We start from the raw sequence: 15146 nt of genomic DNA, 5'->3' as shown, positions 1-15146 counted from the left end.
TGCAGAGAATAAAAAAGAATTGAACATTAAATAATCTTTCCTATGGCTTGAACTACTGTAGAAAGTATTTCTCGAATTACCGAATCAAGGTAAACTTATGAGAAGTAGATATCAATGTTAAGATGTGACCGTTTCAATATATTTCAAATAATTGATGGAAACATAAATGGAAACAAAGAATTAAGATAATAAATCAATCATGAAATTTAAAATAGCAACTATTTTCACTCTCTGTTTCATCGGTTTACTTCTTTGCGGTTGTGACTCAAAACGGAACCAGCTCATTCTGGGTTTCTTTTTTACACAAACGCCTGTTCCCCCTACTGCGACTTGGACACCTGAACCGACGCAAACAGCAACCCCCATCCCGACACCACTTCCGGAATTTCGAATTCAATCAGCTGAAGAATTTATGCTTGCTGGAGATTATGATAGAGCATGGTCTGAATATGAAAAAATTCGTTCTCAAAATCCTCGGGAAGAATATGTAGCAGCCTCAATTTTTGGCGAATCCCGTATTGCCTTTCTTCGAGGAAAATTTGATCAATGTCAATCAATTCTCACTGAAGGTTTAAAGGAAATATCTGGAAACGAAAACCAGTCGAGGCTATGGTACCAAAAAGCAGAATGTTATCAAGCATCAGGACAATGGCTTGATGAATTGGATGCGCTTCGAAAATTTCTTGAGATCAGTCCGGATACATCCCTGATCTTTGATGTATTAGAAAGGCAGGGTGATGCATTCTATGCATTGGAAGAGTATTCGAAAGCAGCAGAACAATATCTATCAGCATTAACATTAAAAACGAACAACAGTGTCAAAATAAAATTAGCAGATACATATTATGCGCAGGAATTGTATTCAGAAGCCTTTAAAGTTTGGCTTGAGATCCTTTCATCATCGGCAAGTGACCAACAAAAAGCTAGTATTTGTTATCGCATGGGAAAAGCATATCTGCAAATTGGATCAAAAGAACAAGCCTATTCTCAGTTTCAGGAAGCCGTAAATCAATATCCGCGGTATTATGACAGTTATGCATCCCTCTTAATATTGCTTGAAAATAATCAGCCGGTTAATGAATTCCAGCGTGGATTGGTCAATTATTATATGCAGCAATATGCACTCGCTTCTGAATCATTCTACAGGTATATAGCTGCAGAACCGAATCATGATGGTTCTGCTTATTATTACATCGGTCTTTGTCAGATGTATATGGCAGAATATGAAGCAGCGATCACTTCATTTCAAAAAATCATTGATGAGTATCCGAACAATCGTTTCTATGTTTCTGCGTGGGATGAAAAAGCATACATCCAATGGACAGAACTGAAACGATATGATCAAGCCGCACAAACACTGATTCAATATGCATCGAAACATCCGGATCAGCCTGATGCTGCGAACTTTATTTTTGAAGCAGGACGAATTCTTGAAAGAGGAAATCATCTTTCTGATGCAGCAAAGCAATGGGAACGTTTGATCGATGAATACCCGTTGTACGAAAAAAGCAGTTATGCATTATTTCTTTCAGGACTTTCTCGTTTTCGGATAAAGAGCTATGATTCAGCTTTAGCTACATTAAATCGGCTTTTATTGCTCAGTACAGAACCAGAAGAATTGGCTCGTGCTCACTTCTGGATTGCAAAAGTCTACGCTGAAAAAGGAGAAAAGGATGCTGCGGATCGATATTTTCATCTCGCTGCTGAAGACGATCCCTCTGATTTTTATAGTGAAAGAGCATCAGATATTCTTTCCAATAAGGCACCTTTTGAGTTTTCGCAATTAAGTCATCTTGAAGTTAATTTAAGGCAGGAACGACAGATTGCAGACCAATGGATGCGGCTCACATTCAATCTCTCTTCTGATATCGTCCTGGATCAACCGGATGAATTACTCCTGAATTCCACCTATAAAGCTGCAAATGAACTTTGGAATCTTGGCCAGTATCAAGAAGCTATAAACCAGTTTGATCAAATTCGGCTGGAATATGTGGATGATCCTGTAAATTCCTATCGATTATTAAATCGGTTGGTAGATCTGGGCGCATGGCGGCCTGCTGTTTTCACAAGCAGACAAATATTGACAGCCGCCGGATTAATTGAAGATGTAAGAACTCTTTCTGCTCCAAATTATTTTAACCATATTCGTTATTGCATTCTTTATCCCGAAATTATCAACGATACTTATGAAACCTATAAAATTCATCCTTTCATTCTTTACGGGTTAATGAGACAGGAAAGCATGTATGATCCTTGGATCTCCTCTTCTGCAGGAGCCATTGGCTTGATGCAAATTATGCCTTCAACTGGATTGGAAATCTCCAAAAATCTACATTGGCCGCCAGATTATACAGATTCAGATCTGCAAAGAGCTTTAGTAGCAATCAATTTTTCCGGCTACTATCTGGAGAGACAATTTTCTTATCATGGCGGCAGTTATTTCTACATGCTTGCCGCGTATAATGCCGGTCCTGGCAATACGGCTCAATGGATTAAACTTGCAAATGATGATCCGGACTTGTTTTATGAGGTCATACGGTTTGAAGAAACACGAAACTATATTGAGCATGTTTATGAATTTTCAAAAATGTATGAGCGATTATATACCGGATAAAGAATCCTATGAGACAACCTTTTATTTCTTAAAAAAGATCCAACGATTCGAAATTTACGTAGGAGAAAAGGTTGTTGCGTTGAATAGGTATGAATTGTGGACAAATCACAATAACGAAATTTTTTTCCACTCCATTTGAATAGCAAGTCTTTCATTACGCATAACTGACGAATTTCAGACTTAATTGAAAAGAACCGTTATTTCATAATAACGGTTCTTTTTTTGATCCTGTATAAATTTATTTCTTGATATTTTTCCGTGCTTCCGGATTCGGGAAGTCCAATTTTGCCTGAGCTGCAGCTAAACGTGCAACAGGTACACGGAACGGTGAACAGCTCACATAATCATTTCCAATGATATGGCACCATTCAATAGATTTTGGATCCCCACCATGTTCACCGCAAATTCCGACTTTAAGGTCAGGGCGAGAGGCTCGGCCATCTTGAATTGCGATTTGCATCAATTTACCGACGCCATTGCGGTCAATTACCTGGAATGGATTTTCAGGAAGAATACCCTCTTCAACGTATTTAACCAGGAAAGAACGTTCTGCATCATCACGGCTATAACCAAAGGTCATTTGCGTCAAATCATTTGTTCCGAAAGAGAAAAATTCAGCAACTTCTGCAATTTCACCTGCAGTAACGGCAGCACGTGGAATTTCAATCATTGTTCCGAAAAGATATTCCACCTCAACTTTTTTCTCTGCCATCACTTGCTTAGCGATTTCAATTAACCGTGGTTGAATTCGTTTCAGTTCATTTACATGGCCGGTCAACGGAATCATAATCTCAGGTCTCGGCTCAAATCCCCGCAGTTTCACATCACATGCAGCTTCGAAAATAGCCCGAACCTGCATTTCAACGATCTCAGGCATAACAATACTGAGACGGACACCGCGAAGACCCATCATCGGATTTGATTCGTGTCGAAGTTCTACTTCTTTTAACATTTTTTCCAGATTAACCAGCTCTTTATCGATTGCCTTGCCGTTGACATAATCGGAAATTTTTTCGATTCTTTTGGTGATAATCTGTTCTTTTAAATCTTCCGCATTGGGTAAAAATTCATGGAGCGGCGGATCGATCAGACGAATAATAACTGGATATCCCGTCATGGCTTCGAATAAGCCGTCAAAATCAGATCGTTGATGAGGGAGCAATTCGTTTAATGCTGCAGTCCGATCTTCAGAATTTTTTGCTAAAATCATCTTCTGAACAATTGGAAGTCTTTCAACTTCAAAGAACATATGCTCGGTTCTGCAAAGACCAATACCTTTGGCTCCAAATGAACGGGCTCTGCGTGCATCACGTGGATAATCGGCATTTGCCCAGACTTCGATATCAGAGATTTCATCCGCCCAAGAAAGCAAAGTGGTCAGATCTTTCATTTCTTCTAAATCCGGAACAACAACATCGATTTTACCGACATATGCTTTTCCAGTATTTCCGTCTACCGAAATCCAATCGCCTTCATGCAGCGTCAAATCACCGCAAGTCAAAACTCTTTTATCCAAATCGATTTTTATAGCAGAGGCACCGACGACACAAGGAACGCCAAATTGTCTTGCAACAACGGCTGCATGTGAAGTTGCGCCACCTTCAGAAGTTAAGATTCCTTTTGCGGAAAGCATTCCATGAACGTCATCTGGTTTCGTAAATGGTCGAACCATGATGCAGTCCTGATTTTCTTTCTCTTTCATCTCAACGACTTTATCTGCGTCAAAATAAATTCTTCCAACTGCAGCGCCAGGAGAAGCATTCACACCAGAAGCGAAAGCTTCAATTTTCTTGATTTTATTAGGATCAAATTGAGGATGAAGCAATGCATCAACCTGTTTTGTGGTAACTCTTTGCAGAGCAGTCTCTTTGTTGATAAGCCCTTCATTTACCATCTGAACCGCAATGGCGACCGCGGATCGAGCAGTTCGTTTTCCGCTGCGCGTTTGAAGCATCCAGAGTTTGCCATGTTCGATAGTAAATTCAACATCTTGCATATCTCGATAATGTTTTTCAAGCTTATGCGTGATATCCATAAATTGTTTATAGACATCCGGCATCACTTTTTCAAGAGACTCGATTTTGTTGGTGTTACGAATTCCAGCCACAACATCTTCGCCTTGAGCATTCAGAAGATATTCACCGAACATTTTATTGGTTCCATCGACCGGGTTTCGAGTAAATGCAACGCCAGTCCCTGAATCATCACCCATGTTTCCAAATACCATCGTAACAATATTTACTGCTGTCCCCAAATTGTCAGGAATTCTTTCTGCTCTGCGGTAATCCACTGCACGTTTTCCATTCCAGGAACGAAATACTGCCTGCGTTGCAAGTCTCATTTGTTCAAGAGGGTCCTGTGGAAAATCAAAACCTTTCTCTGATTTAACAACATCTTTAAATATTTTTGTCAATTCTTTTAAATCAGATGCTGTCATCTCAGTGTCAAGTTTGTATCCTTTCGATTCTTTAAATGAATCCATTGGATTTTCAAATGCTTCATCGGGAATTTCCAAAACGACTGAACCAAACATCTGGATTAAACGCCGATATGAATCATATACAAAGCGTTCATTTCCAGTCAGTTCAACCATACCTTTTGCTGTTTCATCATTTAAGCCAATATTTAAGACGGTGTCCATCATTCCCGGCATAGAGAATTTTGCACCGGAACGGCAAGAAACTAAAAGAGGATTTTTCGAATCTCCGAATTTTTTTCCAGCTTCCTTTTCGACCTCTGAAAGTCCGGCCAGCATCTGATCCCACATTCCATCAGGAAATTTGCCATTCGCAGAATATTCATTGCAAGCTTCTGTTGTAACTGTGAATCCCGGAGGTACAGGCACACCAATTCTGCTCATGTCGGCAAGATTTGCACCTTTTCCTCCTAATAACCCACGAACCTTATCCCAATCTCCGCCTACGTATGCTTCAGCTTGATTTACTTCGCTGAACAAATAAACCCATTTTTTTTCTGTCATTGGTTTTCTTTTTTTCCTCCCAATAGAACTTTATTCAACATATTCCCGAAAATGCTGAGAAGTTTGAACTGGAACAGATTTTATCATATACGGCTTATGTCCCAGTAATCGACACACAAAAAAAAGTACTTTTTTGAAAAAATAATCTCTTTCTCTATCGTATTGCAATATCTTCCTCTCACAATAATGACAGAATATTTTATAAACAGGTTGTCTCATGAAAAATCATGAAAAATTGATATATTCTCGCTTTGATTAAACCAATAATTTCGTTTTTTTTATCAGTTTACCAAATATTTGAAATAATTTCATTGGTGAGTTTTTTGGCACAATGTTTCGAATACAAAAAGGAAAAATTCTTGTTGTTATGACTTCATGCGATGCGTATACCCATCATATCAACAATTTATTCGTTTGGTTCGAGAAGAATCTTTTTTGCGAAAACAATCGCTTCTTCATAAGTTGAAATTTTCTTTTCGATCTGGGCTTCAGTAATCGCTTCTTTAATCATTCCGATTTTTGGACCAGACGGAATATTTAGTACCTCACTGAGTTGATTTCCGCTGATTAACTTTTCAGGTTTTACAATTTCAAAGAACCGATTGAACCAGGCATCAAGATATTTTACACATCGCTCTAAAATCTTTGTCCAGTGATTGATGTCTGTTTGTGAATTGTTGGAACAAAAAGAATCAGCAAGATAAAGAAAAAGACCGTCAATTCCATAACTTGCAAATTTGCGATAATATCGATAAAGCTGCGTATCAGATAATTCCTGATCCAATTCATCGCTTTTTAGTTGCTGCCATGCTGCATATACTGAGGATGAATATTTAATTTCATCAGCACTGAGTATGATGGTTTTCGCTCTTTTTTTTATTACGTCAGCTCGTTTTTCATGGGAATCAATATGATAGCTTGACGCAATCAAAGTAAATAGCAATAATGATCGATGGTCGTGAATCATGCTGATTGAGTCGTCAAAAAACTCTTTCAATTGTTCTCGAAATTTGCCAATTTTTAAAACGGTTAATCCTGAAAATAAGTTGGATGATTCTTCTTCATTGAACGTTTTTGTAAGGATATTTAATAAATGATCGATTGACCTTGAAAAACTAAGCAAGGGTTGTATTTCATCATCAAGGTTGGTTTGAAACATAAAAGATAAAAATCCGAATTTTTCCAACAATTGAATTGCTGAAGAAGTTTTTTCTAAAGCTAAAATCTTAAAAAACTCATCGCGATATCTCTCCATGGAACAGGAAGGGAACAAAGGTACTACTCCCTTGATTGCAGCAATTAACTCAGCATCCATGGTTAGAGAGTACTCCAGCGCCATGCGAATGGCTCTCATTGCCCGCAGTGGATCTTTTTCAAGGCTGTCAATACTACACATTCTCAATCTTTTTTTCTGCAAATCAGCAGCTCCCATTAACGGATCGACAACGATATTTTTTTGCATAAAATCGATTGCGATTGCATTAATTGTGAAATCCCTGGATAATAAATCTTCATTTAAATTGGGACCAGTGAACTGTGCTATATCAATACAGTAACAATCATTAGAATCATGATTGAGAATTACTCGAACGATATTTCTTTCATCATCCATCACATAATACTTACCATTCAATTCTCGAGCTAACTTTTTCCCAATCGGACGAACCAGACCCTCTGCAACAAAATCAAAATCCTTGATCTTTTTATTTTGCAGAATATCGCGGACTGCACCACCGACCAGGTAGATTTGCACACTTGCTGGTACAACTTTCCGCATTGCATCGAAAATTTCATGATAAGTATATGTTTGAGTCATTTTTATGATGGCTTTTCTTTAATTTTTTCCAGTTTTTCCAGATCAACTACTCCGATAAATGGAAGGTTACGGAAATATTCATCGAGGTCCAGCCCATAACCATAGACAAATTTATCAGGGATTGTAAACCCGCGATATCGAATCGGTATTTCAACTTTACGCCGATCTTTTTTATCCAGAAGCGTGCAGATGCACAAGCTTTTTGGTCCTCTGGTTGATAATAACTGAATAACTGCGTTTAAGGTATTCCCGCTATCAACAATATCCTCAACAATCACTACATTTCTTCCCTCAATACGTGTATTGAGATCGTACGTAATACGGACATCACCGCTGGATTCACGATTTCCAGAACCATAAGATGAAACAGCCATAAATTCGATTTGATTTGGTACACTGACATAGCGCATTAAATCGATTAAAAATACGACGCCACCCCGCAAAATACAAATGAAAATCAGATCCTGTCCTTCAAAATCTCGGGAGATTTGTTCTCCTAATTCGCGGACTCTTTTTTGCAGTGTTTCTTCATCAATTAATATTTCAGCTAACACATCTTTATATGAATACATATTTCCTCAAACATTACTTGCCTGGAACGATATGGTGTTTTCTGCATCGAGCCTCATACATTTCTGAAGCTCCGACAATAACAATGGGGTCATGATAATTTGCCGGTTTGCCATCAACCAAACGTTGTGTTCTGGTAGCGGGTTCCCCACAAACCATACAAATCGCATATAATTTGTCAACTTTTTCAGCTTTCGACATTAAAATCGGCATCATTCCAAATGGTTCTCCACGAAAATCCATATCCAGACCAGCCAAAACTACCCTGATCCCTTTTTCGCTTAAATCATCCACAACATGCACGATATCATCTGAAAAAAATTGTGCTTCATCGATCCCGATAACACTGGTATTTGAATCAAGCAGATGATAAATTTCTGTAATATCAGAAATTGGAGCAGCGTCTATTTCAATTCCTGCATGAGAATGGACTCGTTCTACAACATATCGATTATCAATGATCGGTTTAAAAACCTGAACTTGATTTTTAGCAATTATAGCTCTTCTTAATCTGCGAATTAATTCTTCGGTTTTTCCGCAAAACATGGAGCCACAAATGACTTCAATCGTTCCTGGCGAGTTTTTAACCATGGATATCTCCTGTAAATGATTTGGTTTTTATTGCTTCAGAAATCCGTGAATGCACCTGCATTATTCTACACCACTTCAGAATTGAACTTTTTAAATCAGGAAAAATGAATCGATGAATATTGATCAAATTCTTCTTTCTAATTTCATACTTCTGATTCACAAAAAAAACAATTATTTACAAAAAATTTTATCGTATAAGCGTCGTTATCGCTTCCCGAATGGATTGGATGATATCTGTGGCTGTGACAGAATATTCATTTCCAATTCTCTCTTTCGCAATAAGGCCTGCATTTCCATGAATCCAGACACCCAGGCAAGCAGCAGTGAATTGATCGTTGATTCCCTGCGAAAGGAATCCGGCGATGATTCCAGATAAAACATCACCGCTGCCTGCTTTTGCTAATGCTGAGGATGCAATCGGCAACACTCCTGTCCTTCCATCCGGAGACGAAATTACGGTATAAGCACCTTTTAGAACAACAACTTTATTCCATCGTTTTGCATATTCTTCACAGATTCGAACTCGATTCCTCTGAATCTCCTGGATCGGTAACGCAGACAACCTTGAGAATTCCCCGGGATGGGGTGTCAGAATGCAAAGTTGCGGTAACCTTTTTGGCCAATCTGCCAGAGCAGCGAGTAAATTCAATCCATCGGCATCAATTATGAAATTTTGCTCTGAATATGGAGATACTTCTTGTACCTGCTCAAAAAACTTACGAGTAAATTCAATTTGTATATCACCTATTCCTAACCCTGGCCCGATAACAAACGCATGTTTTTTCTTTTTTGCTTCAATAATTTTTTCCATACAAAGATCCATTGCATGCGGGTCTTTGATATTTAATATTGTCCATATCGCCTCAGGGATCATATTTGCGGATATATCTCTGACTATTTGTGGAACAAACATATTTACTAAACCACAACCTGCTTTATAAGCTGCCATCCCGGTTAAAATCGGCGCACCGATATATTGATCAGATCCGCCAATGATGTCAACTGTTCCAAATGTCCCTTTGTTACCATCAACTTCTCTGACAGGAATATCTTTATTAAGGGATTCTCTTTGGATAATGTTTCTTTTAATCTTCTGATATATCGGTAAATTTTCTGGCAAATCCAATGAAATGGATTCAATTTTTCCTGTGAAGCGATAACCAGGATTTTGGATTTCGCCAATTTTCAGTGCTTCAATACAGAAGGTCATATCCGCATGGATGCAATGCTCATCACATTCGCCGGAATCACAGTCCATTCCTGAAGGACAGTCAACGGCAATTGTAGTAAAACGCTTTGAGATGCTATGGATATGCGAAAATACTTCAGAATAATCACTTGCCAATGGAAGATGACATCCAATTCCGAGAGCTCCATCTAAAAGGATATCGGAACTTTGTAGCCATTGATCCAGCTGATTGAAATATTGGTCATTCTGATACTCCACTGTTTGACCATTACGATATTGAAAATTGGATAACAAATTGTCCTTATCATGCCGTTTGCGGATCATCCAGGCATTGGCAGTCCATCCTTCTTTGATCAATTCCGTTAAAGCAATTAAAGCATCTCCTCCATTGTTTCCCGTGCCAATGATTGCAGTAATTGTTCGATTCAAATAAAGTGTCTCGGAAAGAATTTTTTGAGCGATTTTTTTTCCGGCTGTAATCATCATTTGTTCATACGAAATGCCACTCTCATAAGCCTCTTTTTCTATCTGACGCATCTCGTCCACAGAAATAATTTTCATCCAATTATCCTTTGTATTTATTTGTGTAAAAGATTCAATACCTGCTGCTAAAACATGAACCCCTCAATTTTTCAAAAAATCCCTGAAAAATAATTAATGAGAAAAGTATTTTTACAAAAAATATGAATTCAAAATTTTGGTTTGTTTATCAAATACAGGATGATGTTTCTTTTACTTTTTGAAATAACCCCTCAAGAATTTCGAATTACGGACGGTATCGAAGGAATTTGAAATAAGGTAACGATTCGTTATTGCTATGATACGATTGCTCAAAATATAAAAGCATTACAACAACAAATATTTTCCTTTTTATTCGAATAAGATGTCTATAATTTCAAGTACTGACGATAACTCCATTTTACATCGTTAACGATTAAAATATACCAATCATGAAACGGTTTTTACTCGTTATGGCTTTTTTCAGTGGTCTATGTTCCATGGCTATTGAAATGACTGCTTCGCGCATGCTTCAAAATTTTTTCAGCGCCACGAATATCATCTGGGCATGTATTATCGGTTCTATATTAATTTACCTCTCAGTAGGAAACTGGATCGGCGGAAAGATCGTTGAAAAAACGCCAAACAGAAAGTTGCTTTCCGTTTTATTGATTCTTTCTGGAGTTAGTACTTGTGTTATTCCGCTTCTTTCGCGGCCCCTGCTTCAAAAGAGCGCTAATGCTTTGAATGAACAGCAATTTTTATATCTCATTTTTCTGTTCTTTTTACTGCTTTGTATTTTATCTATTCCCATGTTGATTCTTGGCATGATCAACCCGATTTCGATTTACTTCTATAACCATGCCGGACATCCGTTTGGAAATTCAATCGGGTCCATATTGTCATCATCGACTTTGGGATCGTTTGCCGGAACATTTATTCCTGTTTTTTTTCTGATTCCACAATTTGGAACCTCAAGAGCTTTAATAATTATCGGCTTTTTGCTTATCGGGGTTGGAATTGGCGGATGGATCTTTTCCGAATCAGAACAGAAACGTTTTTTAATAATCGCGATGTTGTTTTTTCCAGTATCCGAATTCTTTCTAATTTCACCTAAAGTGAAAAACTCTTCCAATCAAATCTATGAAAAAGAGTCCATGTATAATTACATAGAAATTGTGGAGGAACACAACTTCTCGCTCTTAAAAATTAATGAAGGACAAGCAATTCAAAGCATTTACCACCCAGAACAGGTAAATTATTATGGTCCCTGGGAACAGATTCTGACAGCTCCATATCTTGTCAATTATCCTGTCGAATCCGAATCCATAAAAAATGCTGCCATCCTTGGTTTGGCAGGCGGTACAGCTGCGATGCAGTTGAAGAAAATTTTCCCTGATGTTGTCATCGACGGATATGAAATTGATCCTGATATTATCGACGCTGCGAAAAAACACATGGGATTGAATGAAAACGTCGCTGCAATTCATCTCGTTGACGCCAGGATTGGTATTACGCAAAGTAAAAATCAATATGATCTCATCATGGCAGATGCTTACAAGCCACCTTATATCGCCCCGAATTTGTGCACTTATGAGTTTTTTCTGATGATTTCAAAAAAATTGTCCGATTCGGGAGTTTTGATTGTAAATGTTGGACGTTCAGAAACATCAAGATATCTGCTGGAATCATTGGCTACGACTGCCGGCGCTGTATTCCCCTGCTTATGTGTCGTTGATATCCCGAATTCGATGAATTCGATATTATTCGCGTCGAATAAAAAATTGAGTTATGAAAATTTGTTAAGAAATTATTCAGACCTATCATCGGAAAGTAATGTCCCCAAATTACTCATTGAAACACTTTCTGTTGCACTTGGGAATTTTCAAGAAAACCCTGGAAAAGAAGGACTGTTTTTATCAGATGATTCTGTACCCGTTGACCGAATTATAAATCAGATGATTTTCGGTTCTGTTTTTAGATAAAATGAGATCAGTAATTTAGAATATTACCTAACTTTTCGAATCAATAGAAAGAGATACTCGATAATCGTATATGGGAAGATTCGTTCATAAAACATATGTTCTTCTAAATTCAATAACTCTCCCATTTTCAATATTAATGGGAATGGTTCTGCTGGTTTTCCAGCCATGGTTCCTTCAGTATGAATATTCCAGAAGCAATTTTCCCCCGGATCAATATGGATTTTCTTATGAGGATCGGATTCAATATGGAACAGCGTCTCTGTTGTTTATCACAAAAAATCATCCAAAGGAATTCTTATCAAATCTGACATTTGATGTTGTAAGTCCGATCTACAATCAAAGAGAATTAGATCATATGATGGATGTCCAGGTTGTTTTTCGGAACGCAAAAAGAATATGGATCGTTTTCTTCTTTTTATATTTTTTTCAAACTCTTATTTTCTTTCGAAAGCCAAATTTTCAGCTCATCATCCGTCAAATCTTGACTTATGGTAGTCAATTAACGATTGTTATTTTTTTCTTCATTTTTTTTGTCGTTATATTCGCTTTTGATCCTTTTTTTCAGTTTTTTCATCAGCTTTTCTTTACAGAAAACAGTTGGCTATTTTATGAAAATGATACATTAATTCGCCTATTTCCGGAAAAGCTCTGGATTGACGGATTTCTTATTGTCTCCGTGTTAACCATCATGACTGCACTCATTTTCTTTTTGATTGGTACCGATTTTTCAATTTTCAAAAAGCACTCTCATCGTTTCAATTTCTTGAAATTCTTCAGGAAAGGGTAATTGTTTTTTTATTCAGATTAAATCTTAAGGGGAAATCGATTAACAAAACATTTTTTCAGAAGGAGAATTCTACACACATGAGAATCCTATTTATAGGTGGAACAGGAAACATCAGTGAAGCTGTTTCAAAACTTGTCGTTTCAAAAGGGCATGAATTATTCTTATTAAACCGCGGCTTGACACAGCATACGATTTCAGGCGCGCAGATAATACAGGCGGATATTCATTCTTTTTCCAGTGTTGAAGCGTCCATAAAACAGATGTCTTTCGATGTTGTTGCAGATTTTATCGCATTCACACCGGATGATGTGAAAAGAGACATTCAATTGTTTCAAAAGATCACAAAACAGTATGTTTTTGTCAGTTCTGCAGTTGTCTATGAGAAAAATCGAATTCTGACACCGATCAGGGAATGTTCTCCTCACGCAAATCCTAATTGGGATTATGCCGTAAAAAAAATCGAATGTGAAAGAATACTAATGAATGCCTGGGAAAATGAACATTTTCCTGTGACAATTGTTCGTCCTTCGCATACGTACGATAAAATGATCCCTGTTGCCATTGGAAAAGGGTACGATCTGATTGATCGTATGCGCAAAGGTAATCGCGTTATTATTCACGATTCTGGCAATAATCTATGGACGATGACACATTCGTCTGATTTTGCCAAGGGATTTGTCGGTTTACTTGGAAATCCTGTTACGATTGGAGAAGCCTTTCATATCACTTCTGATGAACATTTATCATGGAATCAAATTTACCGGATAATTGCTGATGCGGCAGGAGTATCCGATTTTGATGCCGTTCATATTCCAGGAGAGTTCATTCAGCGATTAGAACCGGAATGGGGTCCCACAATTACTTGTGATAAAGGATTTAGCGCAATATTCGATAACTCAAAAATCAAACGGTATGTTCCGAGTTTTGAGTGTACCATACCGTTCTATGAAGGTTTCCGTAATACGCTTTCAAGATATGATAACGGAGAACTATCGAAAGAAATTGATAGCGCTGTCAGTCATAAATTGGACAACATCATCCAGACATGGATAGAATTTGTGAATCAAGCCGAAGCAGCATATCGGCTTATGAAATGATTTCTTTTTGTTAATGCTGTACATTTTGGCCATTATTTTATTAGCCATATATATTTACATGCTCTTTTACGGTATCTATCAATATCAATAAATTAATAAATTCGAAACAGGTAATTTTTGTGAACAAACGCATTCTTATTACTTCAGACAGCACTTGTGATCTTTCACCTGAATTGATGCAGAGGTATCATATCGAAACAATCCCTCTACATATTCAATTAGGTGAAAGATCATTTCTTGATGGAGTTGAGATTCAACCATCTGCTATTTTTGAAATCTTCGAAAAAGAAGGAATTCTTCCACAAACGTCAGCGGTTTCAGAACATGATTATACAGAATTTTTTTCCAGATTCGACCCTGATTCAATTGATATTATTCATATATCCATTGGTTCTGATTTTTCATGCTGTTATCAAAATGCTCTTATTGCGGCAAAAGAATTCGCTAACGTCAGAGTCATTGATTCCTGCAGCGTCTCGATTGGTACCGGATTGTTAGCAGTATTGGGTGCGGAATTAGCTGAACGAGGCGATTCAATAGAACAAATTTATACCTATTTATTGGATGCTGTTCCCAGGGTGGAAATTAGTTTTGTGATCGATACGCTTACTTTCTTGAGCAAAGGTGGCCGATGTAGTTCTGTTGCAGCATTGGGCGCTGGTTTATTACATTTAAAACCTTGTATAGAAATTAAAAACGGGAAAATGGTCGTTGGAAAAAAATACCGCGGGAAATTAGATCAATGTTTGGTTTCATATGTTCATGACAGATTATCATCCAGATCAGATATTGATAATCATCGAATCTTTATTACTCATAGTTTAGAAGATACTTCAGTAATTCATAAAATCCAAAGTGAAATTCAATCTTATATTCCATTTAAAGAAATTCAAATTACGAAAGCGGGATGCGCGATTTCAAGTCATTGTGGACCAAGAACTTTAGGAATCATTTTCATGAGAAGTGTGTAAAGAATAGCGCAATACTCACCTGCCCAAGGTTTTGTAGTAGTAAAAAGA

The 15146-nt window shown here is 37.5% G+C and carries 10 protein-coding genes; 5 read left to right on the top strand and 5 right to left on the bottom strand.

Going from position 1 to position 15146, the window contains the following annotated elements; all coding sequences use genetic code 11:
- Positions 1 to 199 precede the first annotated feature (199 nt).
- On the top strand, positions 200 to 2614 hold the full coding sequence (locus tag ATC1_RS11495) for a tetratricopeptide repeat protein (RefSeq protein ID WP_062282174.1): 2415 nt from the start codon (positions 200 to 202) through the stop codon (positions 2612 to 2614).
- Positions 2615 to 2852: 238 nt separating this feature from the next.
- Here the strand turns inward: ATC1_RS11495 and ppdK are convergent, their stop codons facing one another.
- The 5 genes from ppdK to ATC1_RS11470 form a co-directional block, all read right to left on the bottom strand.
- On the bottom strand, positions 2853 to 5594 hold the full coding sequence (gene ppdK / locus ATC1_RS11490; protein WP_062282170.1) for a pyruvate, phosphate dikinase: 2742 nt from the start codon (positions 5592 to 5594) through the stop codon (positions 2853 to 2855).
- Positions 5595 to 6000: 406 nt separating this feature from the next.
- On the bottom strand, positions 6001 to 7410 hold the full coding sequence (locus ATC1_RS11485; protein WP_062282167.1) for a tRNA nucleotidyltransferase/poly(A) polymerase family protein: 1410 nt from the start codon (positions 7408 to 7410) through the stop codon (positions 6001 to 6003).
- Between the two features lie 2 nt (positions 7411 to 7412).
- A complete protein-coding gene (gene hpt, locus ATC1_RS11480) occupies positions 7413 to 7982 on the bottom strand; it encodes a hypoxanthine phosphoribosyltransferase (protein WP_062282163.1) in 570 nt (189 codons plus the stop codon).
- A gap of 13 nt (positions 7983 to 7995) precedes the next feature.
- Positions 7996 to 8571: a thymidine kinase gene (locus ATC1_RS11475; RefSeq protein ID WP_062282161.1), complete on the bottom strand. Its 576-nt coding sequence runs from the start codon at positions 8569 to 8571 to the stop codon at positions 7996 to 7998.
- 187 nt (positions 8572 to 8758) lie between these two features.
- Positions 8759 to 10321, bottom strand: a complete 1563-nt coding sequence (locus tag ATC1_RS11470) for an NAD(P)H-hydrate dehydratase (protein WP_062282158.1) — start codon at positions 10319 to 10321, stop codon at positions 8759 to 8761.
- A 389-nt stretch (positions 10322 to 10710) separates the two neighbouring features.
- Between ATC1_RS11470 and ATC1_RS11465 the strand changes: the two genes are divergently transcribed.
- From ATC1_RS11465 to ATC1_RS11450, 4 genes are all read left to right on the top strand, one after another.
- Positions 10711 to 12243 carry a spermidine synthase gene (locus ATC1_RS11465; RefSeq protein WP_152024304.1) on the top strand — a complete coding sequence of 511 codons (1533 nt, stop codon included), beginning with the start codon at positions 10711 to 10713 and terminating at the stop codon, positions 12241 to 12243.
- 70 nt (positions 12244 to 12313) lie between these two features.
- Positions 12314 to 13030, top strand: coding sequence for a lipoprotein intramolecular transacylase Lit (locus ATC1_RS15185; RefSeq protein WP_062282151.1), 717 nt, complete (start codon positions 12314 to 12316; stop codon positions 13028 to 13030).
- Between the two features lie 77 nt (positions 13031 to 13107).
- A complete protein-coding gene (locus ATC1_RS11455) occupies positions 13108 to 14127 on the top strand; it encodes an NAD-dependent epimerase/dehydratase family protein (protein WP_062282148.1) in 1020 nt (339 codons plus the stop codon).
- Positions 14128 to 14246: 119 nt separating this feature from the next.
- On the top strand, positions 14247 to 15098 hold the full coding sequence (locus tag ATC1_RS11450) for a DegV family protein (RefSeq protein WP_201777282.1): 852 nt from the start codon (positions 14247 to 14249) through the stop codon (positions 15096 to 15098).
- Positions 15099 to 15146: the final 48 nt, after the last annotated feature.

Source organism: Flexilinea flocculi (genome assembly GCF_001192795.1).
In the GTDB taxonomy this organism is placed as follows: Bacteria; Chloroflexota; Anaerolineae; order Anaerolineales; family Anaerolineaceae; genus Flexilinea; species Flexilinea flocculi.
Note: the sequence above shows the minus strand (reverse complement) of the source record. Positions and strands in the feature narration are given on the sequence as shown.